The organism is Campylobacter concisus, assembly GCF_902460715.1.
GTDB classification, from domain to species: Bacteria; Campylobacterota; Campylobacteria; order Campylobacterales; family Campylobacteraceae; genus Campylobacter_A; species Campylobacter_A concisus_AK.
The window spans coordinates 191,576-218,402 of sequence record NZ_CABPUX010000001.1; the positions used below are offsets into that span (position 1 = coordinate 191,576).

General features: G+C 40.1%; 31 protein-coding genes, 1 other RNA gene and 1 pseudogene. 9 read left to right on the forward strand and 24 right to left on the reverse strand.

The window, feature by feature from the left end; all coding sequences use genetic code 11:
- Positions 1-194 (forward strand): hypothetical protein (locus F3G91_RS10180; RefSeq protein WP_188116781.1); only part of this gene is annotated, 194 nt, incomplete at its 5' end.
- 61 nt (positions 195-255) lie between these two features.
- On the opposite strand, the gene mnmH is transcribed toward F3G91_RS10180, so the two are convergent.
- From mnmH to F3G91_RS00925, 9 genes are read right to left on the reverse strand one after another with little or no spacing between them, the layout of a single operon-like run.
- Complete coding sequence (mnmH, locus tag F3G91_RS00885) at positions 256-1,263, reverse strand: tRNA 2-selenouridine(34) synthase MnmH (RefSeq protein WP_149700408.1); 1,008 nt, start codon at positions 1,261-1,263, stop codon at positions 256-258.
- On the reverse strand, positions 1,250-1,735 hold the full coding sequence (locus tag F3G91_RS00890) for an HIT family protein (RefSeq protein WP_087582184.1): 486 nt from the start codon (positions 1,733-1,735) through the stop codon (positions 1,250-1,252). Before F3G91_RS00890 ends, mnmH begins: the two co-directional genes overlap by 14 nt.
- On the reverse strand, positions 1,735-2,520 hold the full coding sequence (gene trpC, locus F3G91_RS00895; protein ID WP_149700409.1) for an indole-3-glycerol phosphate synthase TrpC: 786 nt from the start codon (positions 2,518-2,520) through the stop codon (positions 1,735-1,737). Before trpC ends, F3G91_RS00890 begins: the two co-directional genes overlap by 1 nt.
- Positions 2,517-3,779 carry a tetratricopeptide repeat protein gene (locus tag F3G91_RS00900; RefSeq protein WP_087582166.1) on the reverse strand — a complete coding sequence of 421 codons (1,263 nt, stop codon included), beginning with the start codon at positions 3,777-3,779 and terminating at the stop codon, positions 2,517-2,519. Before F3G91_RS00900 ends, trpC begins: the two co-directional genes overlap by 4 nt.
- Positions 3,758-4,123: a YkgJ family cysteine cluster protein gene (locus tag F3G91_RS00905; protein WP_149700410.1), complete on the reverse strand. Its 366-nt coding sequence runs from the start codon at positions 4,121-4,123 to the stop codon at positions 3,758-3,760. Before F3G91_RS00905 ends, F3G91_RS00900 begins: the two co-directional genes overlap by 22 nt.
- Positions 4,120-4,827 (reverse strand): tRNA1(Val) (adenine(37)-N6)-methyltransferase, encoded by a 708-nt coding sequence (locus F3G91_RS00910; RefSeq protein ID WP_149700411.1) that lies wholly within the window; start codon positions 4,825-4,827, stop codon positions 4,120-4,122. Before F3G91_RS00910 ends, F3G91_RS00905 begins: the two co-directional genes overlap by 4 nt.
- Positions 4,824-7,076, reverse strand: a complete 2,253-nt coding sequence (locus tag F3G91_RS00915) for a coiled-coil domain-containing protein (RefSeq protein ID WP_149700412.1) — start codon at positions 7,074-7,076, stop codon at positions 4,824-4,826. The genes F3G91_RS00910 and F3G91_RS00915 overlap by 4 nt, the downstream gene beginning before the upstream one ends.
- Positions 7,066-8,034 carry an NAD(P)/FAD-dependent oxidoreductase gene (locus F3G91_RS00920; RefSeq protein WP_149700413.1) on the reverse strand — a complete coding sequence of 323 codons (969 nt, stop codon included), beginning with the start codon at positions 8,032-8,034 and terminating at the stop codon, positions 7,066-7,068. Before F3G91_RS00920 ends, F3G91_RS00915 begins: the two co-directional genes overlap by 11 nt.
- 23 nt (positions 8,035-8,057) lie before the next feature.
- Positions 8,058-9,398 (reverse strand): class II 3-deoxy-7-phosphoheptulonate synthase, encoded by a 1,341-nt coding sequence (locus F3G91_RS00925; RefSeq protein ID WP_149700414.1) that lies wholly within the window; start codon positions 9,396-9,398, stop codon positions 8,058-8,060.
- A 143-nt stretch (positions 9,399-9,541) separates the two neighbouring features.
- Between F3G91_RS00925 and rarD (F3G91_RS00930) the strand changes: the two genes are divergently transcribed.
- From rarD (F3G91_RS00930) to F3G91_RS00940, 3 genes are read left to right on the forward strand one after another with little or no spacing between them, the layout of a single operon-like run.
- Positions 9,542-10,429, forward strand: coding sequence for an EamA family transporter RarD (gene rarD / locus F3G91_RS00930; RefSeq protein WP_087583165.1), 888 nt, complete (start codon positions 9,542-9,544; stop codon positions 10,427-10,429).
- Positions 10,430-10,445: 16 nt separating this feature from the next.
- Positions 10,446-11,300: an EamA family transporter RarD gene (gene rarD, locus F3G91_RS00935; RefSeq protein WP_223227828.1), complete on the forward strand. Its 855-nt coding sequence runs from the start codon at positions 10,446-10,448 to the stop codon at positions 11,298-11,300.
- Positions 11,293-11,745, forward strand: coding sequence for an aryl-sulfate sulfotransferase (locus F3G91_RS00940; protein ID WP_149700415.1), 453 nt, complete (start codon positions 11,293-11,295; stop codon positions 11,743-11,745). Before rarD (F3G91_RS00935) ends, F3G91_RS00940 begins: the two co-directional genes overlap by 8 nt.
- Before the next feature lie 109 nt (positions 11,746-11,854).
- Here the strand turns inward: F3G91_RS00940 and F3G91_RS00945 are convergent, their stop codons facing one another.
- From F3G91_RS00945 to F3G91_RS01010, 14 genes are all read right to left on the reverse strand, one after another.
- Positions 11,855-12,910: a glycoside hydrolase family 3 N-terminal domain-containing protein gene (locus F3G91_RS00945; RefSeq protein WP_149700416.1), complete on the reverse strand. Its 1,056-nt coding sequence runs from the start codon at positions 12,908-12,910 to the stop codon at positions 11,855-11,857.
- Positions 12,907-13,797, reverse strand: coding sequence for an NAD(P)H-dependent glycerol-3-phosphate dehydrogenase (locus tag F3G91_RS00950; protein ID WP_021086264.1), 891 nt, complete (start codon positions 13,795-13,797; stop codon positions 12,907-12,909). The genes F3G91_RS00945 and F3G91_RS00950 overlap by 4 nt, the downstream gene beginning before the upstream one ends.
- Before the next feature lie 12 nt (positions 13,798-13,809).
- Positions 13,810-15,231, reverse strand: a complete 1,422-nt coding sequence (gene gatB / locus F3G91_RS00955; protein ID WP_149700417.1) for an Asp-tRNA(Asn)/Glu-tRNA(Gln) amidotransferase subunit GatB — start codon at positions 15,229-15,231, stop codon at positions 13,810-13,812.
- A 164-nt stretch (positions 15,232-15,395) separates the two neighbouring features.
- Positions 15,396-16,079, reverse strand: coding sequence for a F0F1 ATP synthase subunit A (locus F3G91_RS00960; protein ID WP_002942300.1), 684 nt, complete (start codon positions 16,077-16,079; stop codon positions 15,396-15,398).
- A 65-nt stretch (positions 16,080-16,144) separates the two neighbouring features.
- Entirely contained in the window at positions 16,145-16,906 is a 762-nt protein-coding gene (locus tag F3G91_RS00965; protein WP_103611476.1) for a TSUP family transporter, read from the reverse strand.
- Between the two features lie 144 nt (positions 16,907-17,050).
- Positions 17,051-17,587: a superoxide dismutase family protein gene (locus F3G91_RS00970; protein WP_149700418.1), complete on the reverse strand. Its 537-nt coding sequence runs from the start codon at positions 17,585-17,587 to the stop codon at positions 17,051-17,053.
- Between the two features lie 66 nt (positions 17,588-17,653).
- Positions 17,654-18,421, reverse strand: coding sequence for a TIGR02757 family protein (locus F3G91_RS00975; RefSeq protein WP_149700419.1), 768 nt, complete (start codon positions 18,419-18,421; stop codon positions 17,654-17,656).
- Entirely contained in the window at positions 18,418-20,289 is a 1,872-nt protein-coding gene (gene flgK / locus F3G91_RS00980) for a flagellar hook-associated protein FlgK (RefSeq protein ID WP_012001658.1), read from the reverse strand. Before flgK ends, F3G91_RS00975 begins: the two co-directional genes overlap by 4 nt.
- A gap of 3 nt (positions 20,290-20,292) precedes the next feature.
- A complete protein-coding gene (locus F3G91_RS00985; RefSeq protein WP_002942314.1) occupies positions 20,293-20,724 on the reverse strand; it encodes a flagellar export chaperone FlgN in 432 nt (143 codons plus the stop codon).
- Between the two features lie 16 nt (positions 20,725-20,740).
- On the reverse strand, positions 20,741-20,944 hold the full coding sequence (locus F3G91_RS00990; protein ID WP_180999541.1) for a flagellar biosynthesis anti-sigma factor FlgM: 204 nt from the start codon (positions 20,942-20,944) through the stop codon (positions 20,741-20,743).
- 58 nt (positions 20,945-21,002) lie between these two features.
- Positions 21,003-21,302 (reverse strand): rod-binding protein, encoded by a 300-nt coding sequence (locus F3G91_RS00995; RefSeq protein ID WP_002942304.1) that lies wholly within the window; start codon positions 21,300-21,302, stop codon positions 21,003-21,005.
- The gene (locus F3G91_RS01000) at positions 21,302-22,354 is read right to left on the reverse strand and encodes a flagellar basal body P-ring protein FlgI (protein WP_009293749.1); all 1,053 of its coding nucleotides are present in this window, start codon (positions 22,352-22,354) and stop codon (positions 21,302-21,304) included. The genes F3G91_RS00995 and F3G91_RS01000 overlap by 1 nt, the downstream gene beginning before the upstream one ends.
- A gap of 56 nt (positions 22,355-22,410) precedes the next feature.
- Positions 22,411-22,977, reverse strand: coding sequence for a 16S rRNA (guanine(966)-N(2))-methyltransferase RsmD (gene rsmD / locus F3G91_RS01005; protein ID WP_149700420.1), 567 nt, complete (start codon positions 22,975-22,977; stop codon positions 22,411-22,413).
- Positions 22,974-23,318, reverse strand: coding sequence for a hypothetical protein (locus tag F3G91_RS01010; protein ID WP_002942345.1), 345 nt, complete (start codon positions 23,316-23,318; stop codon positions 22,974-22,976). The genes rsmD and F3G91_RS01010 overlap by 4 nt, the downstream gene beginning before the upstream one ends.
- Before the next feature lie 119 nt (positions 23,319-23,437).
- Here F3G91_RS01010 and flaG point away from each other — a divergent pair, with 119 nt between their 5' ends.
- The 4 genes from flaG to F3G91_RS01030 are packed head-to-tail and all read left to right on the forward strand — an operon-like array spanning position 23,438 to position 26,197.
- Positions 23,438-23,833 carry a flagella length regulator FlaG gene (gene flaG, locus F3G91_RS01015; RefSeq protein ID WP_002942325.1) on the forward strand — a complete coding sequence of 132 codons (396 nt, stop codon included), beginning with the start codon at positions 23,438-23,440 and terminating at the stop codon, positions 23,831-23,833.
- Positions 23,834-23,835: 2 nt separating this feature from the next.
- Positions 23,836-25,596, forward strand: coding sequence for a flagellar filament capping protein FliD (gene fliD, locus F3G91_RS01020; protein WP_149700421.1), 1,761 nt, complete (start codon positions 23,836-23,838; stop codon positions 25,594-25,596).
- A 9-nt stretch (positions 25,597-25,605) separates the two neighbouring features.
- Entirely contained in the window at positions 25,606-25,977 is a 372-nt protein-coding gene (gene fliS / locus F3G91_RS01025) for a flagellar export chaperone FliS (protein ID WP_035167483.1), read from the forward strand.
- Entirely contained in the window at positions 25,970-26,197 is a 228-nt protein-coding gene (locus F3G91_RS01030; RefSeq protein WP_103599304.1) for a hypothetical protein, read from the forward strand. Before fliS ends, F3G91_RS01030 begins: the two co-directional genes overlap by 8 nt.
- A 59-nt stretch (positions 26,198-26,256) precedes the next feature.
- On the opposite strand, the gene rnpB is transcribed toward F3G91_RS01030, so the two are convergent.
- Positions 26,257-26,583: RNase P RNA component class A (gene rnpB / locus F3G91_RS01035), an RNA gene on the reverse strand.
- A gap of 154 nt (positions 26,584-26,737) precedes the next feature.
- On the opposite strand from rnpB, the pseudogene F3G91_RS10350 reads away from it, so the two are divergent.
- A pseudogene (locus F3G91_RS10350) lies at positions 26,738-26,827 on the forward strand (hypothetical protein); the annotation flags it as partial.

The window sequence follows — 26,827 nt, forward strand, 5'->3', positions numbered from 1 at the left end:
ACCAGCCAACCAGCCAACCAGCCAACCAGCCAACCAAGCAACCAAGCAACCAAGCAACCAAGCCAGAAAATTTAACTAGAAATTTTCACAAAAATGGCAAGAAATTTATGCAAAAGTATAAAAACAGCCTTAAGCTAAGCCATTTTTTAGTGCGAAAACGATCTACTTTAAATTTAAAAGTAAATTTGACCTAACCAAAGAGAGCAAATTTAAATTTAGAGATAAAATTTACCCCAAATAAAGCGTCAAAAGGATTTAAAATTTAGCCTCATCTCTTATCAAATTTAGTTTTTTTACAGCCTCTTCAAAGTCGTCAGAGCTTATAAAAACATCAATGTTTTCATTTTTCTTATAGACCTTGTCGTAGTATTTTGTGAGTAAAATTTCAGCCACTTTGGCGATGTCATTTTCGTTAAATTTAGCCACCGCCTCATCTCTAGCCTCTTTGTCTATAAAGGGCGAAATTTTCTTTATGCACTCATCAAAAAAGGCTTTATCCACGCTTTTATAGTCGCTTGTGATGCATGAAATTCTATTTTCTAAACTTACCCTAATCTCAACACAGATGCCGCAACGCATCGCCTCATAAAGGCTTTTTGGAAGTGTTAGCGAGCCGATCCTTCTACTTTCGCCCTCAATAAAGCAAATTTCATCTTTTAGTGTGATGAGCTCTTCAAAGAGCGCGTCTTCAAAGCTTTTTTGGCTAGGCTGCGCGCCGTTTATCGCGCCAAAGACTGAGCCTAAGTGATTTGCCATCGCTTCAAGGTCGATTGACGGTGAGAGTGCTCTTATAAGCTTGCTTTTATAGCAGCCAGTGTTGCCAAAAAGAGTGATAAATTTCGTGCTTAAAGGACGCTCTAAAAACTCCAAAACGTGATTTCTATAAGCCTTGTAGCCGCCATTTAGTCTGTAAATTCTATATCCGATCATGCTTAGCACATAGGCAACCGAGCTTGATCTAAGTCCGCCCTTTGCGCAGTAGATGCCAACCGCTGAGCCAACCTTGGCTCTTTTATAGACCTCATCGATGATGTTTTGTAAATTTTTGCAGATATATTTTGCTCCAAGGCTCTTGGCTAGAGCCCTGTCACTTTTGTATATCGTGCCTACCTCTTTGTGCTCAGCGTCATCAAGTGCGTATAAATTTAGAGCATCTTTTATGTGCGAGTAGGCATACTCATGCGGCGATCTAGCGTCTATCAGGACTTCAAACTCGCCTCTTTTTTCAAGCCACTGCTCGATATCAAGCTCAAATAACGCCACTAAAAGCCTTTTTTAGCTTTTGATAAAGCGGATGAAACGGAGTGCCATTTACCCTGACATCGGCGATCGTTGTGATAAAATTTGTATCCCCGCTCCACCTTGGCACAAGGTGATAGTGCACGTGCTCAGCTATGCCAGCGCCTGCTGCCTTGCCTAAATTCATACCGATATTTACGCCTTGCGCGTGAAGCTCGCGCTTTAAAATTTCGACCCCAAGCCTTACAAATTTACTCATCTCAAACCACGTCTGCTCGTCAAGCTCCTCGATCTTGTCGGTGTGGTGATTTGGTATGATCATAAAGTGACCTGGCGAATATGGGTATAAATTCATGATCCCAAAGCAGTGCTTAGCACGAAAAAGCACGCCATTTTTTTCGTCATCCTCTTTTGAATTTATGATCTCGCAAAAGACGCAACTATCTTTTTTTGCGCTGAAATACTCGCTTCTCCAAGGGGCACAAAGGTGCTGCATCACTCGCCCTCCTTTATCTTTTTAACGGCATTTTTTATATCATCTTGCCTCATAAAATGCTCTCCTATCAAGAAGGCATCAACTCCGATCTTGTTTAGCTCACAAAGCTGCTCATGCTCGTAAAGACCGCTTTCAGCGACTATTATCTTGCCATTTGGCAAAAGCGGCACGAGCTTTTCGCAAAGGCTCATATCCATCGTAAAATCATCTAAATTTCTATGATTTATCCCTATTATATTTGCCCCTGCAAAGATCGCCTTTTTCACATCGCTCGCGTCATGGGTCTCCACTAAGACCTCAAGCCCCAAGTGGTACGCGTACTCAAGTAGCTCTTTTAGCTCGCCTTGAGTTAGCGCTTTTGCGATGAGCAGGATAAAGTCCGCTCCATAAACAAGCGCTTCTAAAATTTGATATTTATCAACGATAAAGTCTTTTCTAAGGATCGGCCTTGAGGCGTAGCGACGAACTTGCGTGATGTACTCGATGTCGCCCTTAAACCAGTGAGGCTCTGTTAGGATACTAAAAGCATTTGCGTACTGCTCGTACTCCTGAGCGATCTTGATCGGCTCAAAGTCCTCTCTTATCACGCCTTTGCTTGGACTTGCTTTTTTTATCTCGGCTATGATCTTTATAGGCTCATCTTTACTTGATCTAAGTGCGCCCAAAACGTCTCTTGGCACGTATGGGTTGTATGCGAGCGAGCGACCTAGCCACTCCTGCGGATAGTCAGCTTTTCGCTTTTTTAGATCCTCTTTTGTCTTTTTTATGATCTCATCAAGTATCATTTTTTAAGCCTTTTGTTTAAATTTATTATGCAGCGCTCGATTAGATGCAGGTGCTCTTTTGCCTCTTTTGAAGTCCTAAAATCAACATCTTTCATCGCGTGACTCATTATGCCCTTTGCCTTTTTGCACTCTCCAAGCTTGAAGTACCCCCACGCTAGCGAGTCCTCGTAGTAAGGCGAATCTGGCGAGATCTCAAGCGCCTTTTGCACCATCTCCACGCCCTTTCTAGGGTCTATCTCGTGATCAATGAGCAAGTAGCCGTAGTAGTTAAAAAACATATCGTTATTAAGCTTTGGCACGCTAGCTTCAAATTTATCTAAGATATCAGTGATCTTTTTCTCGTCTAGGCTATCTTTGTTCATCTCATACTCGTAGATGGCAGCCTTTGCTAAGAAATTTAGATCCCTGCTATCGTTATAAATTTTAACCGCCAAAACGTATGCATCGCCAAAATTTCCAGTCGCAGCATAAAGGTCCATCAGTGTAGCGTCGTTGTAGCCATATTTTTTCAAAATTTCAATAGCCGCTTTATAATTTTTAGCATAGACAAAATACTGCACGATCTTGTCAAGATAAGAGGTGTCGTGAGTGATGTCGTATATCTCTTCAAAAAGCTCGATCACCTTTGGGAAATTTCTTTGCTGAGAGTAAATTTCAGCTAAAAGCTCGCATGTCTTTTGAGTGCAGCCCTGCTCCTCGCGGAATTTCTCGAGGTATTTTGTCGCATCATTTACATTGTCCATGCGGTTTAAAAGTATATCAACGATGCGGAGTAAATTCTCCTCTTCAGGCTTTAGCGAGTATGCCTCTTCAAAATATTTTAGCGCCGTTACCGTATCATTTTGCATCATGCAAATGGTGCCAAGCATGAGCAAATTTTGAGCGTTTGGCTCTTTTGTGGCAAGCTCTTGCATCAGCTCCTTTGCCTCGTTTAGTTTAGAGAGATTGACTAAATTTGCAACCTTGATCCTGATAAAATCGCTATCATCTTTTAAGCTCTTCTCGCCCTCAGCCATGAGGCTATCTAAATTTTCATTTTTTGTAGCAAAGGCTAGCTTGATCGCCTCTTTTAGATAGGTCTTTTGATTTGTCTCTTTAAAAAGTCCTAGATAGGTTTGGATGCTAGCATTTACATCGCCACTATCTTGTGAGATGAGAGCTTGCATTAGGCGTAAATTTACACTTTTGTTATCATCCGCAAGCAGATGCGTGCTAAAAAATACGCTTATAAAAATTATTAAAATTTTACGCCAATGCATTCTGCTCTTAGCTCCTTTAATTTTTTTTTAAAATAATCCCAAAACGGAAATGTCCTGCACTGCTTAGGTCTTAGCTCATAAACCGAGCAGTTTTTGCTCTTCTCATCAAAAAATATGCAAGCAAAACCGTCATCATAAGGCTTTTCTTTGATGCTTCGCCTAAGCCCGATACGTATTAAAAATTTACTCTCAAACTCATCTTTTGACATACCAAATGCGGCACAAAATTTTAAAATTTCACCCTCATCTATCCAGATGTAGCCGCTCTCGCCAGTGCAGCATTTGCCTCCGCAACTCTCGCAAAAGCTAGGATCAAACTCATAGCTAAAACCATCAGCCCTCACGCTATCTCCTTGTAAGAGACGCTGTTTGTATCTGCTTTTTTAAAGATCTCGCTTGCCTCTTTCGTGTGTGAGCCATCTTTACTCATCACAAGAGGTGGCAGGACTTTTAGCTTTGAGTTTGAGTTGTTTCGCACTTCAAGTAAAGCCAAATTTGCTGGCTTATCCTTTTTGGTATGGACAAATTTTAAGCTCACCAAATTTAGTTTATACTCTTTCAAGCATGCCACTATCTCGCTAAGATCATCTGGCGCATAGCAAAAAAACGCCCTTTTATGTGGCTTTAAATTTACGCTTATGCCTCTTATAAAATCCTTTAAATTTAGCGAGCTTGCATATCTGCTAACTTTTATGTGTTCATTTTGGCTTTTTGTAACACCGTCATGATAAAAGGGCGGATTTGAGATGATTAGATCAAATTTCTCACTATCTTTAAAATTTGCAAAATCAGCCGTTATGGCTCTAGCCTCTAGGCAGTTGCTCTTTGCGTTAAAGCTAGAAATTTCGCTATTTAGCTCCAAAATATCAAGCATGCTTAGATCTATCTTTTTAAAATCACGCTTAAGCAAAAGTCCAAGTATCCCACACCCTGCTCCAACATCCAAAACTCTGCCAGAAATTTCGCCAAAGCTCGCGCAAATAAAATCATAAAGAACGAGCGTATCGCTGTTGTAGCGATAGCCATTTTCAAGCTGGGCTAAGATCATCTATAAACCTTGATGATAAAGCCGCGCGTCACATCTTTTACGATTACTTCGGAGCTAAAGCTGATCCTTGCAAAGTCGCCAAATTCCTCTTTGATAAGCTCAGCAGCTGCCTTTGCACGCTCTTTGCCAACACCGTAATTTACGTAGTTATTTAGCTTGCCAAGGTCATCTTTTTTGATATTTTGAGCGACATTTGATGGGATGACAAAATTTTTCTTATCCACGATCGGGATGATCTCATACATGTAGTTTGAGTTAAATCTCTGCAAAAACTCGCTCACTCTGTTTTTGCACATTATGCTGACCTTGTCTTTTGCGTCCATGTCGTCACACTCGATGCTAGAGATGAGGACGAGCTTTGTTGGGGTCTCAGGCTTTGTCGTAGCTTGCAAGATATTTTTTAAATTTACATTTTCGTTTTCAAGCTCGTCTTGCCTGTTTAAATTTTGCTCTATATCTTTTTGAAGCTCGATGATCTGGGCATTTACGGCTCCGCCTTTATGACCGCTCGAGCTTAGCTCGCTTATCTTTGAGTTTAGCCGCTCGATCGTCTTGTTGCTCTCGTTTAGCTTTTGCTTTGCATTTTCTAGTTCATTTTGCAAGCTTAGTAAATTTTTGCCGCCACTTTTGTTGTTGTCGGTTAAAAAGGTTGAGGTATCAACTATCTTTTTTTGTAGCATATTTATCTGCTGGCGCAAAATTTCATAGTTTTGCATATCGATCTTTAGCGTTCTTTTTTGAGTTTCTAACTCGTTTTGCTTGGCGAGGAGCATCTGGCTTGTCTTTGTGACATTTTCTTCAAGCTCTTTTATCTTCGCATCTTTTAGATCAAGCTTTGCGCTTAAATTCTTTAGCTCACCCTCGTTTGAGCCAAGTTTCTGTGACTGCAAAGAGATGGTTTGGTTTTGATCAAATAGCGTTTTTATAAATTTAGTTGTCTTTGTGTCAAGCGCTTTTAGCTCTTCTTGGCTCTTTTTAAAACTCTCTTCGCTTAAACTTAGCTTTTTACTTAGCTCATTTAGAGTTGAGTTTGCGTCTAAATTTTGCTTTTCAAGCTTTTTATTTAGAGCATTTGCCCTCTCAAGCTCTTTTTTAAGCGAGCTTATATTTTCATTTGCAAGCTTGTTCTCTTGCTCGCTTTTTAAACTCTTTTGTTTTAGATCATCAAAGCTCTTGTGAAGCGCCGCAAGCGAGGCATTTAGCTCTAAATTTTTGCCATTATAGCTTTGCGCCATTAGATCCTTTGAATTTAGATTTTTCTTGATCTCTTCAAGCTCGTAAATTCTATCTTTTAGTGCGGTCTTGTTTGATTCAAGAGCCTCCTGCAGGTCAATTATCTTATTTGCCTTTTTAGAAAGCTCATCCTCCATAACGCTCTTTTGCGTCTCAAAGCCATCATTTAGCGCATTTATCTCTTTTTCGTAGCTAAATTTTTGAGTGTCGGCGTCATTTTTAACTCGCTCGATCTCCTCTTTTAAAAGCAAAATTTCTTTTTTTTCGCCTCTATCTTTTTCGCTTTGAGCTTTTTCATACTCTTTTATAAGAGATTCTTTTTGCGTAAGCGTCGCATTTAGCTCGTTATTTTGCTCTTTTAAAGCGGTGTAGTTTGCCTCAAAGCTCTCTTTAAATTTATTAAAGCTGGCCTTGGCATCTTTAAGTTTGCTCTCATCGCCATTTCTAGCGTCATTTATCGCATTTTCAAGGTCGATTATCTTTTTCTCATAAGCCTTTGAGCTCTCTATCATATCAGCTTGCGCTTCATTTAGGCGCTTTGTCAAAGCTTGGATATTTTCAAAGTGTTGCGCCTCAAGCTCGCCAAGAGCCTTTTGATTTTTTTCTACTATCTCGTTTTTTTCATTTTCGATATTTCTTTTCATCTCTGCAATTTTGCTTATGAAGTCTAAATTTTTCTCGCTCATATCGACATTATCAGCGGCTAAAATTTCATTTTTTTTGCTTAGCTCGCGCACTTGCTCTTGAAGCTCATTTACATTGTTTGATAAATTTAGATCCTTGTCATCAACAAAATTTTGCATGTAGCTCTTTGGCGTGATGTAACCGCCATACTCGTAAAGATCGTCTTTGCTTACATATCTTTGCTTCTCTTCTTCTGGGAGATCATCAAAATTTATAGAATAAATCGTTTGATTAGTATCTTTTGGCGCCTCGTCCTCTTTTTGAAATTTCAAAAACGAGAGAGAAAAGCCAGCTATCAGACAAACAATAGCTAGTGCGATTTTATTTATCAAGCTTGTGCCTGCCTTTTAAGATATCTTTGATGACGCTATGAGCGTGATTTAGTCCGACTACTATCGAGCCGCCATTTTTTAAAACGATGTCGCCTCCCACGTATAGTCCTGGCACGCTGCTTTGGTAATTGCTATCAACTATCGGAGTGCCTTTTTCATCAGTTTTTATCTGACATTTTTGTAAAAAATCAACCGGACTTGAGCCACCGATCGCATAGACAACCCTGTCATAGACACGGATCTTGCCATTTTCATAATGCACTCTTACCTTGCCTGATTCATTATCGATCTCGGTTATATCGTGATTTAGTCTTACTTTTATCTTATTATGCTTCTCAAGCTCCCAAAGAGCGCTTAAATTTGTCTCATTCACACGGCTAAATTTATCTTTTCTGTAAGCGATCGTCGTTTTATTATACTGACAAAGCTCGATAGCATACTCAACCGCAGAGTTGCCACCGCCCACAACTAGCACTTTTTCGCCGTTTGTGCAGTTATCAAGATTAAAATTTACAACTGAATTTAGTGATGGCGGTATCTTATAGTCAGGTTTGTTTGGTCGTCCCATTTTGCCGATCGAGACCATCACGTTTTTGGCTTCATAGACAGCTTTTGAGGTAGTTACTTTAAAAATTTCTCCCTCTTTTTTTACGCTTTCGACCTCAGAGTTAAAAAACGCCTCGATATTCTCAGAGTCAAGTAGCTTGTCAAAATAATCAAGCGTGCTCTCTTTTGTGCCATCTTCAAACGAAACTAGCCCATGTATCGTGCTATCTTGCCCTTTATACTCTTTATCTACGCGTTTATTATCTTTATAAAATTTTCTGATCGTTTGGCTGTGGTTGTCGCCTTTTTCAAGGAGCAAAACATTACTTAAGCCATTTCTTTTAGCCTCTACTACGCTAGCTATACCACAAGGTCCGCCGCCAACTACTATTAGGTCATAAACATTTGTCATATTTTCTCCAAATTTTATAAATTTTAAGCTTTTTTAACTAGATCTGCCATCAAAAATGCAAGCTCTAAAGCCTGATCAGCATTTAGTCTTGGATCGCACTGCGTCTCATATCTCTCTTTTAGCGAGTTTTCAGTGATATTTAGTGCGCCACCAGTGCACTCTGTCACATCTTTGCCAGTCATCTCAAGATGCACGCCGCCAGCCCTTGTGCCCTCGGCTTTATGAATTTCAAAAAAGCTTCTAACCTCGCTTAAAATTTTACTAAATTCACGAGTTTTGTAGTTGTTTGAGGCTTTAACGGTATTGCCATGCATAGGATCGATGCTATAAACGATATTTAGCCCCTCGCGCTTTAGCTCTCTTAAAATTTTTGGTAAATTTTCGCCGATCTTGTCAGCGCCCATTCTGATTATCACATTTAGCCTGCCAGCTTCATTTTCTGGATTTAGCTTATTTGCAAGCGCGATGACATCTTCTGCCTTTGCACTTGGTCCGATCTTTACACCGATAGGATTTTTCACGCCGCTTAAAAAATGCACGTGAGCGTCGTTTACGCCGCGTGTTCTCTCGCCTATCCAAAGCATGTGAGCCGAGCAGTCATACCACTCGCCACTAAGGCTATCAACCCTAGTTAGTGCCTCTTCATAAGGCAAAAGTAGCGCCTCGTGAGATGTATAGACTGCTGTTTGATTTATCGCTGGGGTATTTGCCGAAGTGATGCCACAAGCTGCCATGAAAGATAGAGTTTTTGTTAGATCGTCAGCTAGTTTTGCATATTTCTCACCGATCTCTGGCTTTTTAACAAAGCCTAAATTCCACTTATGCACCTGATGAAGGTCAGCCAAACCTCCTCTTGAAAAGGCTCTTAAGAGGTTCATCGTAGAAGCACTTTGATAGTAAGCCTCGATCATGCGTTTTGGATCAGGAACTCTTGCCTGCTCGTCAAATTCAAAGCCATTTATGATGTCACCTCTATAGCTTGGCAACTTAACGCCATTTACCTCTTCATAATCGCTACTTCTAGGCTTTGCAAACTGCCCTGCTACGCGACCTACTTTGACCACTGGACAGCCACCGCCAAAGGTTAAAACTATCGCCATTTGAAGCAGGACCTTAAACATATCTCTGATGTTGTTTGCGTTAAAATTTGTAAAGCTCTCAGCGCAGTCGCCACCTTGAAGCAAAAAGGCCTCGCCATTGCAAACTTTTGCAAGCTCATTTTTAAGACTTCTAGCCTCGCCAGCAAATACCAAAGGCGGAAGTGCTTTTAGTTTTTCTTCAGCCTCTTTTAGCTCTTTTAAATTTGGATAAGTTGGTTGTTGCAAGATATTAAATTCTCTCCAACTATCTCTGTTCCAAGTCATAAATTTTTCCTATCTTTTGCCTTAATTTAGTGCAGATTATATCACGCAAAACTTAAAAAATAAAAGCCATTAATGGGTTATTAAAGATATTTTACATACAATCGCTACTTTAAATTTACCCAGAAAAAGAGAAGATTTTTTTCATGATAAAAGGCATTTTTTATTCGCTTTTGGCATCAGTTTTATTTAACTGCATCTACTACATGTCAGTGCTCATGAACCCCATCAGCACGCAAGCTCTTATTGGATACCGCATGATCTTTGCCATGCCTTTTGTCATCGCCGCCATTTTTTTGTTAAAACAGCAGCGAAATTTCAAATTTTTACTTCTAAAAATAAAGCTAAAACCTAAAATTTTACTAGTTTTGCTTGTTACCTCGCTCATCGTCTCATTTCAGATGTGGCTCTATCTCTGGGCTCCAAGTAACGGCGCAGCGCTAAAAGTCTCGATAGGCTACCTCATCATGCCAATAGTCATGGTCCTTTTTGGACGGATATTTTTCAAAGAGCACCTCTCAAAAACAAAGTTAGCATCGATATTTTTCGCTGCCATTGGCGTCTTTAGCACAGCAGTCATTAGTGGTGGCATCTCGTGGGAGAGCGCTGTAGTTTTTTGCCTTTATCCAGTCTATTTTACCATTAGAAAGTACTACAACCTTGCAAATTTCTCAAGCTTTGTTATAGAGATAATTTTTATGTTTTTATTCTCATTTTATTTTGCGCTCACAGCCGATATGGACTACGTAATGAGCCAAAATCCAAACATCTACTATCTGCTCATCTTGCTTGGTGCTATCAGCGGCATAGCCCTCATCGCCCAGATCCTCTCAAGCACGCTCGTGCCGATAAATGTACTAGGTTTGCTTACATATTTTGAGCCTATAATGATGCTTTTTGTCTCATTTGCCATCGGCGAGAGACTGGAGAAAAGCTCATACTTTTTGATGATCTGCCTAGCCATCTCTGTCACGCTTTTGATGATAGATAGTATAAATTCTATAAAAGGCGACAAAAATACCAAGACTAAATGAGAGCCAAAAAGGCGTTATTCTCGCGCTTAGCGCCTTTTTTATGTGGGGATTTTTGGCGGTTTATTTCAACCTATTTAGCAAAGATGTCGATGCTTATGAAATTTTAGCCCACAGGATCATCTGGTCATTTTTCTTGATGGCGGCAGTGCTTTGCATTAATGGCAAAATGGGCGAAATTTTTGCGCTTCTTAAGGATATCCGCTCACTAAAGGCTCTATTTTTAAGCGGTATTTTTATCACCATAAACTGGGGCGTTTATGTCTATGCGGTGGGTAGCGGCAAAATTTTAGATACGAGTTTGGGATATTTTATAAATCCCTTGATAAGCATGCTCCTTGGCGTCATCATCTTTAAAGAGCGCCTGAGCAAAGCTAGCGCCATAGCCGTTTGCATCGTCATCGCAGCTGTCTGCGTGCAAATTTATGCCAAAGGTGGCCTGCCACTTGTCTCTATCATCTTGCCACTTTCGTTTGGATTTTACGCGATGGTTAGAAAGATGGCGAAGATTAGCGCATTTAACGGGCTTTTTATCGAAACATTTTTTATGTTTCCATTTGCACTTGGATATGTTTTATGGCTGGTTTTTCACTCGCAAAGCCACTTTGGACTAAATAAAGACTCGCTTTTAATGATCGCTTCAAGCATCGTCACCATCGTGCCACTTGTCGCATTTAACGCAGCTGCTACAAGGATAAATTTAACGACGATTGGCTACTTACAATACATCTCGCCAACTATCGCGATCCTTTGTGCGGTCTTTATTTATGGCGAAATTTTAGACGGCTACAAAGTCGTCTCATTTTGTATGATCTGGCTGGCTTTAGCGATAATTAGCGTGGATAAATTTAGAAAAAGGAGTAAAAATGAATAGCGTTACGATTTATTTGCTGCTTGCGTTTTTTGCAGCGCTTATTTTATATTTTCAGATACAAAAACTAACCAAAAAGCTTGACGATGAGGGGGCAGTGCCTGCCTATCAAAAGGTTGCGCAAGAGGTTTTAGAAAATTTAAGCAACGCTGAGAAATACCCTAAATTTTGCAATGTCATCTTAAAAAAGATAAACGCTCTAAGGCAAGACATACTCTTTGAAGATGCGCTAAACGAGGCTGGCAACAAGGACAAAGCACTGGATCAGCTCGAGCAGACAAGAGATAAGCTAGAAGCACTTTTAAAACAAGAAAATGCAAACTGGGAGAGCGAACTTGTTGAAATTTTAGACGAGATCGACGGCTTTGTAAAGGCAAATTTCAAAAACGGCGAAGATAGAGCCGAAGAGCTAAGAGGCGAACTAAAAAAAGAATTTGATGGGCTGTGAGAGTGGCTCAGGCATTTTAGGCAAGCCCTAAAATTTACGTCTAAACTATTAAATTTTTACTCAAATTTACATTTATCAATTGAGTAAATTTAAACTCATTAGCGTAAATTTAAAGCTTCGCTTTTAGAGCCATTATCCTCTTGTATGATGCGTCGATTCGCTCTTTGCTGATCTTTTTCTCATTTACAGCATCGATTATGATCTGAGTTACTAAATCGGCCGTTCTTTGGTTATTTATCTTAAACTCGCTAAAGAGCAAGATATCGCCACCAGCGTTTATAAATTTCACCACTTTTTGAGCCAATGTCTCGTCGCCAACGCCTTTCATTAGCATATCATCGCTGATGACCACGCCATTAAATTTAAGCTCATTTCGCAAGAGATCGGTTATTATTTTTTTAGAAAGTGTGGCTGGATTGTCCTCGTCGATGCCTTTTACAAAAAGGTGTCCGACCATGATGATCTGTGCTCTACCAGTGCTTATGGCGTCTTTGTATGGCAGTAGCGCGTCTTTACTTAGCGTGACTTCGCTCTTATTTTTATGTGAGTCCTCTTTTGAGCTGCCATGCCCCGGGAAATGCTTGATCGTAGTTATCACGCCCTGCTCTTTAAATGCGTCCATAAAAGCATCAGCGTAGATCACCACCTTGCTTGCATACTCGCTAAATGCCCTTTGTTTAGCGGCGATGATCGGTGAGTTTTCATCGTGTAGATCGACCACTGGGGCAAAATTTAAATTTATGCCGCACTCTTTTAAATTTATAGCCATTTTTGAGTAGAGATCGTATGCGCTTTTGATATCAAGCGTGCTTGCGACCTCGTATGCGCTAGGATATGGGCCGTCAAAGCTCTTATCCTTCATGCGGCTCACATTACCGCCCTCTTCGTCGATAGCGATGAAAATTTTAGGACTTTTCTCTTTGATAGCCTTTATGCTAGCTTTTAGCTGGGCTTTGCTAGTGACGTTTCTGCCAAGTAGCATCACTCCGCCAAATCTCTCATATCCAGCGTCGCTTAACATCGCGCGAAACGCAGCGTCTTTTGTGCTAGCTCCGTTAAAGCCAACCATTATCATCTGCGAGACCTTGGCTCTTAGGCTAACTTCAGCACCGTTTAACCCCATAGCAAAAATAGCCACAAAAAGTATAAATTTAAAAGCTCTCATCTTCTTCCCAAAAGCGATTTAACGCTCTCAAAAACGTCTTTGCCATTTAGCATATTTTCAACCTCACTGGCTATGGGCACATATATGCCCTTTTCTTTAGCGATCTTGCTAATAGCCCTTGCAGTATCCACACCCTCTGCCACCTCACCAAGCTCATTTAAAATTTTCTCTAGCCTCTCGTGCCTTGCTATGCCAAGACCTACGCGGTAGTTACGCGAGAGTATCGATGAAGCGGTTAAAAACAGGTCCCCTGCGCCGCTTAGCCCCATAAATGTCTCGTCTTTTGCACCAAAAAATTTGCCGAATCTAGCCATCTCGACAAGCCCACGTGAAATGAGGCTAGCTCTTGCGTTGTTGCCAAGACCAAGTCCGTCGCAGATGCCACCAGCTATGGCGATCACGTTTTTATAGGCTCCACACACCTCAGCGCCGATCACATCATCAGATGTGTATGCTTTCATATAGCTTGGGAAAAAAGAAGCAAATTTTAAAGCTAAATTTTGATTTTTAGAATTTACCACCAAGGCGCAAGGCAACTTTTGCATGATCTCTTTTGCAAAGGTTGGCCCTGAGAGAAAGGCTAAATTTTCTCTATCAACAAAGTCTTCATAAATTTCATTTAGAAATTTAAGATTTGCCGTGTCTATGCCCTTGCTGGCAACCAATATCTTTTGACCTTTGTTTTTGTAGTTTTGCTTTAGCCATAAATTTGTAGCTTGCGTTGGGATCGTGCAAACTAGATATTCGCACTCCAAAGCTTCATCCAAGCTTACAAAATTTGGCATCTCTCTTGGCGTTCTTGAGCTGATGACGCACTCGTTATTTTCACTAAATGCGTGAAAAAGCGCACTGCCCCACTTGCCAGCTCCGATGACTGCTATGCTCATTTTAGCCCTTTTTTAGCCTATTTTGGCCTTTAAAAGCTCATTGACCTTGCCTGGGTTAAAGGCACCCTTACCCTCTTTCATCACCTGACCGACAAAAAAGCCAAACATCTTATCTTTACCGTTTTTGTACTCTTCGACTTTGTCGGCGTTTGCAGCTAGAATTTGATCTATGATAGCAATGATCGCTGAGTCGTCGCTCACTTGTTTCAAGCCAAGCTTTTCGATGACGCTATCGACGTCCGCGTCATTTTCTATTAGATAGTCTAGCACCTCTTTTGCAGCCTTGCCGCTTATCGTGCCATCTTCTATGCGTTTTAGTAAATTTATCATCTTAGCGCTGCTAACTGGGCTTGTCTCGATCGTTACGCCGTTATTTAAGCGGCCAAGAAGCTCGACTATAAGCCACGTAGTAGCGAGCTTTGGCTGAATTCCAGCGGCGATCAGCTCTTCAAAATATCTAGCCATCTCAACGCTTTGGGTTAAATTTAGTGCATCGTTCTCTTTTACGCCAAGCTCGCTAACGTATCTTGCGACCTTTTGCTCGGCAAGCTCTGGAATTTTGATCGCTTCATTATACATCTCTTCTGGCACTTCAACAGGCAGCAAGTCAGGGTCAGGAAAGTACCTATACTCCGCGCTATCCTCTTTGCCGCGCATCGATCTTGTCACTAAATTTGTCGTGTCAAACAGCCTTGTCTCTTGATAGACCTCTTCGTCATATTTACCATCTTCCCACGCTGCGCTTTGGCGCTCTACTTCGTAGTCGATCGCTTTTTGGATAAATTTAAATGAGTTTAGGTTTTTTATCTCAACCCTTGTGTAAAGCTTGGTATCGCCTTTTGGACGGATAGAGACGTTTGCGTCGCAGCGGAAGCTTCCCTCTTGCATATTTGCGTCGCTGATGTTTAAAAAGCGAAGAATTGAGTGTAGTTTTTTAAGATAAGCCACCGCCTCGTCGCTACTTCTAAGATCTGGCTCGCTAACTATCTCAAGAAGCGGCGTGCCAGCTCTGTTTAGATCAACTAGGCTCTCGTTTTCCTCGTGGATATTTTTGCCAGCGTCCTCTTCAAGGTGCGCTCTGGTTACGCCTATGCGTTTTTTAGTGCCGTTTACGTCGATGATGAGCTCGCCACCTTCCACGATAGGTATCTCAAACTGCGAAATTTGATATGCCTTTGGAAGGTCTGGGTAGAAGTAGTTTTTTCTATTAAAGACTGATTTTTTATTGATTTTGGCGTTTATCGCTGTGCCAAAGCTGATCGCCTTTTTGACCGCCTCTTTATTTAGCACAGGCAAAGCTCCAGGTAGAGCTAGGCAGGTCGGACAAACGTGAGTGTTTGCCTCGTCACCAAAGCTAGTCGAGCAAGAGCAGAAAATTTTAGTTTTTGTATTAAGCTGAGTATGAACTTCTAAACCGATAACGACTTCAAACATATTTTTACCTTTAAATTTATACAAATTTTTAGTGCGTATTTTAGCGATACTTTCTTTTAAAATATCTAAAGGGGAGCTTTGGTGATCTATTTATATAGGTTAAAAATATTTTTGTAGAATAAATTTAAAAATAGAAAAGCCATATAAAAATATGGCTTTAAATTTTAATGCTCGTGCTCGCTAATAGCGACTGCACCAGCTAGATAAACGTAAGTTAGCATCATGAAGATAAATGTTTGCAAAACAGCCATAAGTGTTAGAAGTGCAAACGCTGGAAGCGGAGCAAACCAAGGTGCAAGTGTAAGCATCGCAAGCAAGAACAAGTCATCGCCTTTGATGTTACCAAAAAGACGGAAAGAGAGCGAAACTACACGTGAAAGATGTGAGATGACTTCGACTGGAAACATTATCGGAGCTAGAAATTTGTTTGGTCCCATAAAGTGTCCAAAGTATTTGAAAAAGCCATTTTCCCTAATACCCTCAAAGTTGTAGTAAATAAATACAACCAAAGCCAAAACTAGAGTTAAATTTAAGCTTGAGCTTGGTGACTCAAAGCCAGGGATGATACCGATGACATTTGAGAAAAATACAATAAAACCGATAGTTGCGACAAGTGGGAGGTATTTTCTAGCTAGCTTTTCGCTACCTAAAGTATCCTTGCCCATAGAGATAACGCCCTCTAAATAAGCCTCAACTATGTTTTGAAGGCCTCTTGGCACAAGCTGCATCTTGCTCCTTGCGATATAGGCAACGATGAGGATGATCAAAGCTACAAGGCAAAAGTGAAACGCATAGACAAAGGCATGTGAATGGTTTAGCAAATTTGAGAATAGAAACAAATCTTTCATTGATTTACCTTAGATTTAGAATTTTGCGTGATTGTAACAAAATTATTGTTAAAACATTTTTAATTTTAAGCCTTGAAGTAGTCAAAAAGCAGTTTGCAAATGGTCGCTGCGACAACTATCAAAAACATCGTTCTAATAAATTTAACCTCTTTTTTGATGACTAAATTTGAGCCAAAATATGCTCCTAAAATTTGCCCTACAGCCATCAAAAAGCCAACTAGCCAAAGTATCTGCCCGCCTGCTATAAAAACGCCAAGCGCTACGATGTTGCTGGTGAAATTTAAAGCTTTCGTATGAGCGACCGCCTTTTTTAAATTTAGCCCGATAAGTGCCACCATCGCAAACATCCAAAACGAGCCAGCTCCTGGGCCAAAAAAGCCATCATAAAAACCTAAAATAAGCCCAAAGATGACATAAAATAGCCTCTCATTCATCTTTGCAGCTCTGTCGCTTTCGCCTATTTTTGGCATAAAAAGCGTGTAGATAAAGATGGCGATTAGTAAAAATGGGATGATTATTTTTAAGAAATTTGCATTTAAAAACAAGATGAGCGTAGCTCCGATAGCAGCTCCAATAAATGTAAAAACTATGCCAACAAAGCACTCTTTATAGTCGATGAGCCCTTTTTTGGTGAAATTTAGCGTTGCAGTAAAGCTTCCAAAGACGCCTTGAAGCTTGTTTGTGCCAAGGGCTAGATGGGGTGGCACGCCCATTGCCATGATAGCTGGCAAGGTGATCAGTCCGCCGCCTCCTGCGATCGCATCGATAAAACCACCCAAAAATGCGGCCACAAAGAAGACGACATAGCTAAGTAAGTCAAATTCCATTTTTACTCTTTTATAAATTTAAGTTAAAAGCGGATTGTAGTTTAAAATTTTGAAATTTCATCTTAGAAATGAAGGTTAAATTTGAGCGAGAAATTTTAAAAAGCCTTTAAACATTAAATTTAAAGGCTTTTTGTGGGGGCTTTATTACTTAATAACGCCGCAAAGCATTCTAGCGCCGCCGCCGCCAAGTGCTTTTGGTTGGTCACTGTGGTTATCGCCACCGACGTGAACCATTAGTGAGTGACCTTTTAGCTCGTCAAGGTTTTTGATCTTTGGAGCTAGCACTGGGTAGTTTGCATTGCCATCGGCATCTACGTAAAGTGCTGGTAGATCGCCTTTGTGACCCTTATCGTCCCATGCAAATGAGTGCATCTTTGTCTCAGCTGGATCCCAGTGACCACCTGCTTTCATGCCAAGGCCTTTCTCAGTCGCGCCACAATCAGCATTTTGATGAACGTGAAAGCCGTGAAGTCCTGCAGGAAGACCTTTTAAATTTGGAAAAAACGCAACGCCGTAGTTTGTCTTAACAGCTACTACTTCGCCAACGCTCTTATCGCCCTTTTCGCTTAGCTCATTAACAGGTATGACTAGATGTTCGCCAGCCTTTGGATCAAAGTGATGACCCTCGTGAGCAAAAAGTAAAGTTCCTAAAACTGCACTTAGTAAAACGATTTTTTTCATACAAGCTCCTTATGGATAAAATTGTATGGCAAGTCTATCCTAAATTTAAAAATTTAGCAATAATTTTTATTTTTTAAGATTTTTTACGATAGTTTCTAGCTCTTTTCTCTGCCCTATCCTATAAAGCGCAAAGTCGTATTTTATCGGGTCAAGCTCGTCAAATTCTCTAAGTTTTTTTGTAAGCTCCATAACCGCTTTGAAGTCGTAGCTCTTTCTGTTTATAAGCCCTAAATTTAAAGAAACCCTATGCGTGTGCACGTCAAGTGGCATCAAAAGTCTATCTTTTGGCAAATTTTTAAATAGCCCAAGATCGATGTCGCTATCTCGCACCATCCAGCGAAGATACATATTGTAGCGTTTATATGGACTTTGTGGCTCCCTCTCAAAACTCTTACCAAAGAAAAACTCATAGCCATCTGAGCGGTAAGAATTTAGCCTGTAAATAAATTTAATAAGCTCATTTACGCCCTCTATCATCTCGCCGTTTTTTGCAAGACCTTGGCGTAAAATTTCTTCTATGTCTGCCTCTTTTTTCAGGCGTGAAAGTGTGATGAAAATTTCTCTCACATCATTTTCATTTTGAAAGCGGTATTTGAAATTTGACAGATTTTTCTTGATATTTTGCTCGCTCTCATCAAGCAGGCTAAATTCAAGCGAATTTAGAAATTTCATTATCATTTTTGCGTTGCCATAGGCAAATAACGCACAAATGAGAGCTATGTTTGGCTCTTTAAATTTAGTAGCTACTTGAAGTGGATCCGGGGCGTCAAATAGCCCCGAATTTGTATTTTTACTAATTACGTGTGCGTCTAAAAGGCTCTTTAGTTCGCTCATTGTTTTAGTGAAAGAAGCGTGTCAAGCATCTGATCAACTGTCGTGATGATCTTTGCTGCTGCACCGTAGCTTGCTTGAAAGCGGATTAAGTTTGTAAGCTCTTCGTTGGTGTCTACGCCACTTGTTGATTGAAATTCCTCTTCAGCAGTCCTTTGCAAAGATGTATTTGTGTCGTGGATAGTGTTGTTCGCCTCGGTATCGCTCGCCATATCGGTCGTAAAATAGCGGTAATATCCCTCGATCGTCTCATCTCTATCAAGCGCAGTGCCACTTGAGTAAAATGTCTGCTTTTGATACTGAAGCTGGATCATTTTGTTTGCAACTTCGTTGTTTCCGACAACTGGCTTAGAGTAGGCACGAAGTTTTGTATGATCTTGGGTGAAATTTTGATTGATGCCTATTGTGTTTGAGTTTGTGCCAGAAAAAAATCTGTTGATACCAACAACGCCTGGGAAATTTGTGCCGTGATCGACTATTGAGATGCTATAAAGCCCTTGAGCTTGCTTTGGTATGAGCGCAAATGTGCCTTGATGCGTATTTTTATCATAAAAATACGACGCTTCAAAGAAATCATCGACGTCATTTAGCATGTTGTTGTCGTTGTTATCGTCTGAATTTGAGTTAAAATCCTGCACAACAGAGTTGCCGTATTTTGTATCGTTCATCGTCGTAGTACCGTTTATCTCGATAGTCTTTTTGGCTACGACGTTGCCTTTGTTATCATAAACTATAGCTTCAAAGCTGCCGTTTCTTATGCTGTTGTCGTGGTTCATCAGCGTCTTGTCGTTTTCTAGGTAGCTGATCGGATCTGAGTTTGAAATTTCAACCGCAGACTCGGCATAGACGTTGTTTGTACTAGTTATTAAAGTTTTTGAAAATGTATTTAGGTTGTCGATATATTTTTGGATGATACCATCGCTAAATTTATCATTATCTGGCTCGTAGTTGCGGCCTCTAAGATCAAGCGCGGCGCCTATCTTGCCATTTGTGATCTTCTCCTCCATAGGGATACGTCTGCCATCTTCTCTTTCATAATAAATTTTAGTGTATTGGCCACTCTCGGTTGAGCTCATAGAAATTTCATGAAAATTTACACCATCAACGATGCTCACACCGCCGATATTTAGGTTGTAGTATCTTCCTTGATCGCTTATGCCAGTATCTATCCTTGACTCGCTTTTTAGATCGCTTTTATAAACAGCCGTATTTACCAGCTTTGACATAGCAAGCTCTAGCTCATCGCGCTTGTCGCGAAGGTCGTTTGCATTTATCTTGATACCAGCGTCTGCGCCTGACTCAACTCTTTGAATTTGCTTATTGATATTTGCTATTTGCTTGCCAAGTGAGTTTATCTCGTTTATATTTATCTTTATAGTCTCATCTATCTGCGTGTGCATATCATAAAGCATCTTTGATGAGCGGTTGATGCTAGCTGTTAAAACGCTAGCTTTGTTTATCAAATTTACCTTTTGAGCGCCCTCGTCTGGGTTTGAAGCAAAGTTGTTCCACGCAGCAAAATACTCTTGAATATCTTTCACCATGCCGTTATCTTTTAGATCTGGGAAGTATTTTGTCGCCTCTTGTAAAATTCTCTGTTTATAGCCTGTATTTTCTAAATTTGATGATGAATATTTTAGTCTTGAGTAGGCAAACTCATCGTGAAGCCTTGTCACAGTATCTACTTGCGTACCTGTGCCAACGCCACCAGGGACAGTGTTCATCGCTGGAGACGCAGACTGCACTACGCGCTGCCTTGTGTAGTAGTTACTATCGGCGTTTGTGATGTTGTTTCCAGTTGTGCTTATTTGCACTTGGGCTGCATTTAGCCCTGAAACGCCTGTGCCTAATGACATAAAGATATTAGCCATTTTTTAAACCCTTGATTTGTAAAAATTATTATCTGTGCCGCTGCCGTCTTGACCGTATTCATTAGTCTGAGTACCAAAGACTTTTTTGCTAAGCGAGTCAAAAAACTCCTTAACAACAACGACGTGTCTTGCATATTCTTTATTTACTTTATGCAAAATTTCAAGCTTTGAACGCATAAGCACTAGCTTTGACTTCACTTCATCATCTAAAACGCTTGCAAGTGTCGTAGTACCACTCTCTTTTGAGACCCTTAGTAGCTCTTTATCCAAAGCTCTTTTAGTATCTTCAAAAGCGCGCACGAGAGCATTTTTCTTCTTCACGCTCTCATCAACGCTTGAGTGTTTCGCCTCTTTTATATTGGCGATATCTTGCATCGTTAAATTTATAAGCTCGTCTAGCTCACCTATGGCCTCGTCCAAAAGCTTCTTTATCATTTAAATTCCTTTAAATTTACAGCAACGCATCAGCCACAGCCTTAGCTGTTTTAGAGATATCTACCTGATAGGTGCCATTTGCTATTGCATCAGCTATCTCTTTTACTCTTGCGTTTTCATTTGTTTTTACTTCTTTGTTTTCACTTTCAACTCTAGCATCGCTATTTTTATTTAGCGTATTTGCCTGGTAGTTTGGTCTTTGGTTCAAAGGAGTTATCATATCTATACCTCTTAAAATAAAATGTTTATATCACTACATCGGCAAAATATAAATTTACTTAAGAGTCTCTTTTCAAAAAATCGTATAAAAGTTCTGAAAAACCTAAATTTCCACTCAAAGCTTTGCTCATAGCGTCATTATACATAGACCTGTAAATGTCGCTGCCAGCGGCTTTTGGATAGAGTGAGTTCTTATCATCTTCTTTTAAAGCGATATCAAGAACAGCTTTTACCATAAATGCTTCAAAAGCATCTGTTTGCTCTTTTAAAAGTGCATCTTGTTTGGCATTTGCATTTTTTATCTTGTTTGCTGAGATGTCATTATATGAATTTAGTGCTAAAGTGTTGTCTATTTGCATTATATTATCTCCAGATCGACTTGTATCGCGCCAACTCTTTTTAAATTTTCAAGTATCGAGATGATATCACTTGGTGTTGCGCCGAGTTTGTTTAGCGCCCTTGTCACGTTTGCAACGGTTGTTTTCTCGCCTGAAATTTTAAGTAGATTTTGACTAGGGGCTACTGAGGTGTCGCTACCTATATTTACATCATTTTGCGCCGCCTCTTCGTAGCTGTTTGGCTCTATCTTTATAGTTATGGCGCCGTGAGTTATAACGACTGGACTAACTACTGCGTTTATACCGCTAACTATCGTGCCAGTTCTCTCATCAACTACGATCTTCTCATCTGGTTTATACTCCACATCAAGATCAAGCACGGCGCTTGCAAGCTCGATGATGCTAACATCATCTGGCTTTTTAACGATAACCGTTCTTGGATCTATCGCCTTTGCAGTATCGTCTGAGATGTTTGCATTTATGGCATTTTGGATATCAAGAGCGGTTTTAAAATTTGTATCTTTTAGGCTTAGTTTTATGCTATCTTGGTTGTAGATATCGTAAGTTACTTCACGCTCCACAAGGGCACCATTTAAGATAGTGCCAACGGTTGGGTGATTGCCGCCACTTCTGCCTGCGCTCTTGCCGCCGATACTTAGAGGTCCTTGAGCCAAAGCGTAGATATCGCCATCAACGCCTTTTAGCGGAGTCATAAGAAGTGTACCGCCCTGCAAGCTCTTAGCGTCGCCAATAGATGAGATCTCTATGTCAAGCTTGTCGCCATGCCTTGCAAATGCAGGCAATTTTGCTGTCACCATAACAGCAGCTGCGTTTTTAGACTTGATATCATCTGGATTTATCTTGACATTTACGCCTTGAAGCATGTTTGATAGCGACTGGATCGTAAATTTTGACGTTGAGCCGTCCCCTGTGCCGTTTAGTCCGACGACTAAACCATAGCCTATTAGCTGATTATCCCTTACGCCAACGATATTTGCAAGCTCTTTTATCTGCGTAGCAAAGGCTGAAGTAGCTATCACTGAAGCTGCTACAAAAGATAAAATTTTTTTCATATTTTTTCCTAAAATTTAGCTATTTTAGGTTTTAAAAGCAAAAGATGTTCCAAATTTTACTGAAAATAAGAGAGAGAAGTGGCTCCAAATTTTTTAAATTTAACAAGCTTATACGCAGAAATTTCATCATTAAATTTAAAGTCGCTGTTATGCTCAAAAACTATCATATAAATTTTCTCTTTTTTTAGCTGTGAGATCAAATTTACGAGCTTTTCGTAGATATCATCAAAGCCAGCTCTTATGTCAAATGGCGGATCAAGATAGAGTAAAACCTTGCCATTTTGCGAATTTACAAGATCAGGCAAAAGCGCAAAGCTGTCGCCATTTATTGCTTTTAAATTTGGACTTTGCAGGCTTGCAAGGTTGCTTTGCGTGATCTTAAAAGCAGCTCTATCTTTTTCGATAGCGATAGCCTCGCGCGCTCCGTTGCTAACAGCCTCGCTTGCCATCACGCCGCTTCCGCCAAAGCCCTCTATAAATGTAAGTGAGTAAATTTCATCTCTAATGACGTTAAAAAAGGACTCTTTTACGATGCTTTTTGTGCTTCTTGTCGTGCTTAGACTTGGTAACTCAAGCCTTTTGCCTTTAAATTTACCACTTGAAATTTTGGTGTAGAGTTTCACTGATTTGCCCTTAAAATTTCAAGCAGATCAGCTTTAAATTTATCAATTAAAAGTGATACTTTTTGCTCCAAACTCTTTTCATTTGCTATCTGATCTGGCTCTTTTGCCTTTGAAATTTGTGTGGCTGAGTAAAACTCCTCGAGTGTATCAAGAAGAGTGGCTCTTGTGAATGGATGAGAAAGATGAGCGTTCTTACCTATTATAAATAGCGGTTTTTTTGTGACGATCTCGCGGTCACTTACTACAAAATCACAATCCTTATGATGAGCGGCTAAATTTCCACAAAAAAGCAGCAAAGTCTTTTGCAGCAAAATGCAGTCGCATTCAAATGAAATTTTCATATCCCGTCCTATAAATTTTGCTCGATTTTAACCTAAATAATCAAAAATTTATATAAATACTAAAGGAATTTAAAATTTTACCGATGTAGGAGCTAGCGTAAGTTTTAAGGAGTAAAACTATGGAAATTTTCAAAGCAGCGGCAAATCAAACACTTGATGCAAGCATGAGCACATCGGCTCAGCGTCAAATCGATAGCAGACCTATCGAGCACTCTGATGTCAAAGTAAATGCCGACAAAAACGGCAAATCAAAGGATGCTAACGAGCTTGACGGACTTAGCAATGAGGATCTTGCTAGAAAAACAAGAGAGGTCACTGATAGGCTAAACTATCAGATGCAACAGCTCGATACTAATGTAAGATTTGCTTACAACGAGAAGTTAAATTTAATGGTAGTGCAAGTAAAAGACGCCAAAACAGGCGAAGAGATAACACAGCTTCCGAGCAAAGAAGCTATAAAAATCAGCGAGTATTTCAAAGAAAGTATCGGAATACTTTTTGACAAGGAGAGTTAAAAATGGCAGTAGGTAACGTAACAAATTTAGGCATCGGTACAAAAAATAGCGGCCTAAACGATGAGCTTATCAAGAAACTAAAAGAGGCTGATGAGGCTGGACAGATCAAACCACTTACAACAAGGCTGGAGAAAAATGAGCTTAAGCAAAAGGACCTTGCGGCTCTAAAAACTCTTGTTAGCAACGTAAATGTTAGTGGCAAAACACTTGGCGGCGAGGCACTTTATCTAAAAAGAAATACAAATAACGCTGGCAAAAGCGTCACAGCTTCAGCAGCAAATGGCGTTAGCGTGCAAAGCTTTAGTATCGATGTGCAAAAACTTGCTCAAAAAGATACATTTCAAAGCAAGAATTTCAAAAATTCTTCAAGCATGGTGGGTGCGACAAATACTGGCTCATTTGACGTTGAGATAGACGGACAAAAATTCTCTATCGGTGTGACAAGATCGACAACGTATCAAGATATCGTTGATAAGATAAATGACGTAAGTGGCGGCAAGTTGCAAGCTAGAATTTTAAATGTTGGCGGCGATAAGCCAAATCAAATAATGCTTCAATCAGGTAGCACTGGCGCTACACAGACTATTAAATTTTCAAACGACACTGCTGGCATTTTAGACAAGCTTGGCTGGGACGATACGCAGTTTCAAGATACAGACGAGCACGGCACAGCGCTAACAAATCCTGATGGCTCGCCAAAGATGACATCAAATTTGGAGAAAAATAGAATTCTAAAAGCGCAAGATGCAGAATTTACATATAATGGCGTAAATATTAAAAGAAGTAAAAACAGCTTTGATGATCTAAGACCGGGCGTAAATATCACGCTAAATGAGACTGGCAAGACAAATGTCAGCATCTCTCAAAACACCGAAGAGGTCGTAAAAGCGGTTGAAGAGTTTATAAAAGACTACAACCTAATGACAATGAACCTTGAGATCGCTACAAAATATGACGAAGAAAAAGGTGCTGGCACTTTTCAAGGTGTGAGTGAAATTTCAAGCCTTAGATCAAACATCGGACGTCTAGTAAATGGTCAAGATAGTGAAGGCAAAGCGCTAAGTAAATTTGGCATAGTGCCAGATAAAGACGGTCAGCTTCAGCTTGATCTAAATAAATTTAACGCAGCTCTTAGCAAAGATCCAGAAGAAATTCAGAAATTTTTCATGGGTTCAAGCAAGACTGAGCCGATAAGCTACATGGGTAACTCAACCGTTAGCGCAGGTGCGTTAAATATCCAAGCTGGCGATCTTACGATAAATGGTAAGTCAGTTATATTTTCAACCACAGCTGGCGGGACAGTTGAAGATAACGCTCTAAAACTTCAACAAGCTATCAATGACGCTGGCATCGACGGAGTCACAGCTAGCCTTGATCAAAGCGGCAAGAGGATCATATTAAAAAGAAGCGATGGCGAAAATATCGAGGTAAAAGGCAAAGCTTCTGCACTAGCAACTCTTGGTATGAGCGAAGCCACCGTAAATCCAGTGACTAAAAAAACTGATGGTCTTTTTACAAAGCTAGCTAAGATGCTTGATGGGGCTGTTGGCAAGAAAGGCACTATGATCGCTATGCAAAATCAGCTAAAAGATGAGAGTGAGTCTATCACTAAAAATAAAGAGAGCACTCAAAAGCTTTTAGATGAGAAATATACAACGATGCAAGAGCGCTTTATCAAGTACAACGCTATCATTGCTAGTTTGGAAAATCAGTTCTCAACTCTAAAATCAATGATAGATGCTGAAATAAACAGTAGAAAATAAGAGAAAAAAATGAATCAAAGCGCATATAGTGCATACGCACAGTCGAGTTTTGGGGGCATTGAGTCCCCTACTAAATTAATAGAAATGCTTTATGATGGGATTTTGAAATTTATATTTCGCACCAAAAAAGCGATCGAAGCTGGAGATATAGAGAAAAAAGTCTACTACATAAATAGAACAAACGCTATTTTTGTTGAGCTTTTAAACTCGCTTGATTATTCTCAAGGCGACGTAGCTCACTATCTTAGCGGCCTTTATACAAGACAGATGCAACTTCTCGCGATGGCTAATATCCAAAATGATATTGCCGCGCTAAATGAAGTAACAAACGTCGTAAAGCAGTTATCAGAAGCATGGAGGGAGGTAACATCAGGTGAATAGCTGGGTCAATGAGTTTAAGCTAGCATTAATAGACGAGGATGTCAGAAAGCTAGCTGTTTTATCACAAAATTTCAACGAAGATATGTTTAAAAGCTTAGCTGCAGCTGAAGAAGCAAAGGCCTTGATAGGTGGCGCGATAGAGCTTTTTAAAAGCAAGTCTTCACACATCCAAAGTGAGCTTATAAAGCTACAAAAAGCTCAAAAATACATCAATAACTAAATTTCAAGGCACGGCTAAAAGCCGGCTTGTCTTGAATATCTCTAAATTTCACTTTAAATTTAAAAGGCACGGCGTTAAGCCGAGTTCTGTCTTGAGCGATCATTTATCTACTCTTGCTTTTACAAACAAGCTCTAGCGAAGGGTTTTAATATAAGACCAAAACCATCCCTTCTTGCTGCAAGTTGGGTTTATATGGCCACGCAAGTTACCAAGCGCGCCGGTGGGCTCTTACCCCGCCGTTTCACCTTTACCGCCAAGGCGGAAGTTTGCTTTCTGTTACACTATCCCTTAGGTTTCCCTAGCCATCCGTTAGATGGAACTTTGTCTTATCGCAGCTCGGACTTTCCTCTTTTGCAAGACGCAAAAGCGACCGCTTACCGTGCCAGAGCGTGATTATATTTAAAAATATATAAATTTACCCTGCGGCTAAATTTTTCATCAAATTTAGCAAATTTTATCTAGACATTTTTTTTGATTTTTGAGCCTAAATTTTGTCACAAGTTGGCATAAAATTAATTTTTTTATTTAATATTTTTAAAATTTCTTTACAAAAACAAGCTCCGCATCGGACATCTAAAGGGCAATAGCTTTTTCATCCGTCTAAAAAAGGTGCTGCCAAGTAGCGCTAAA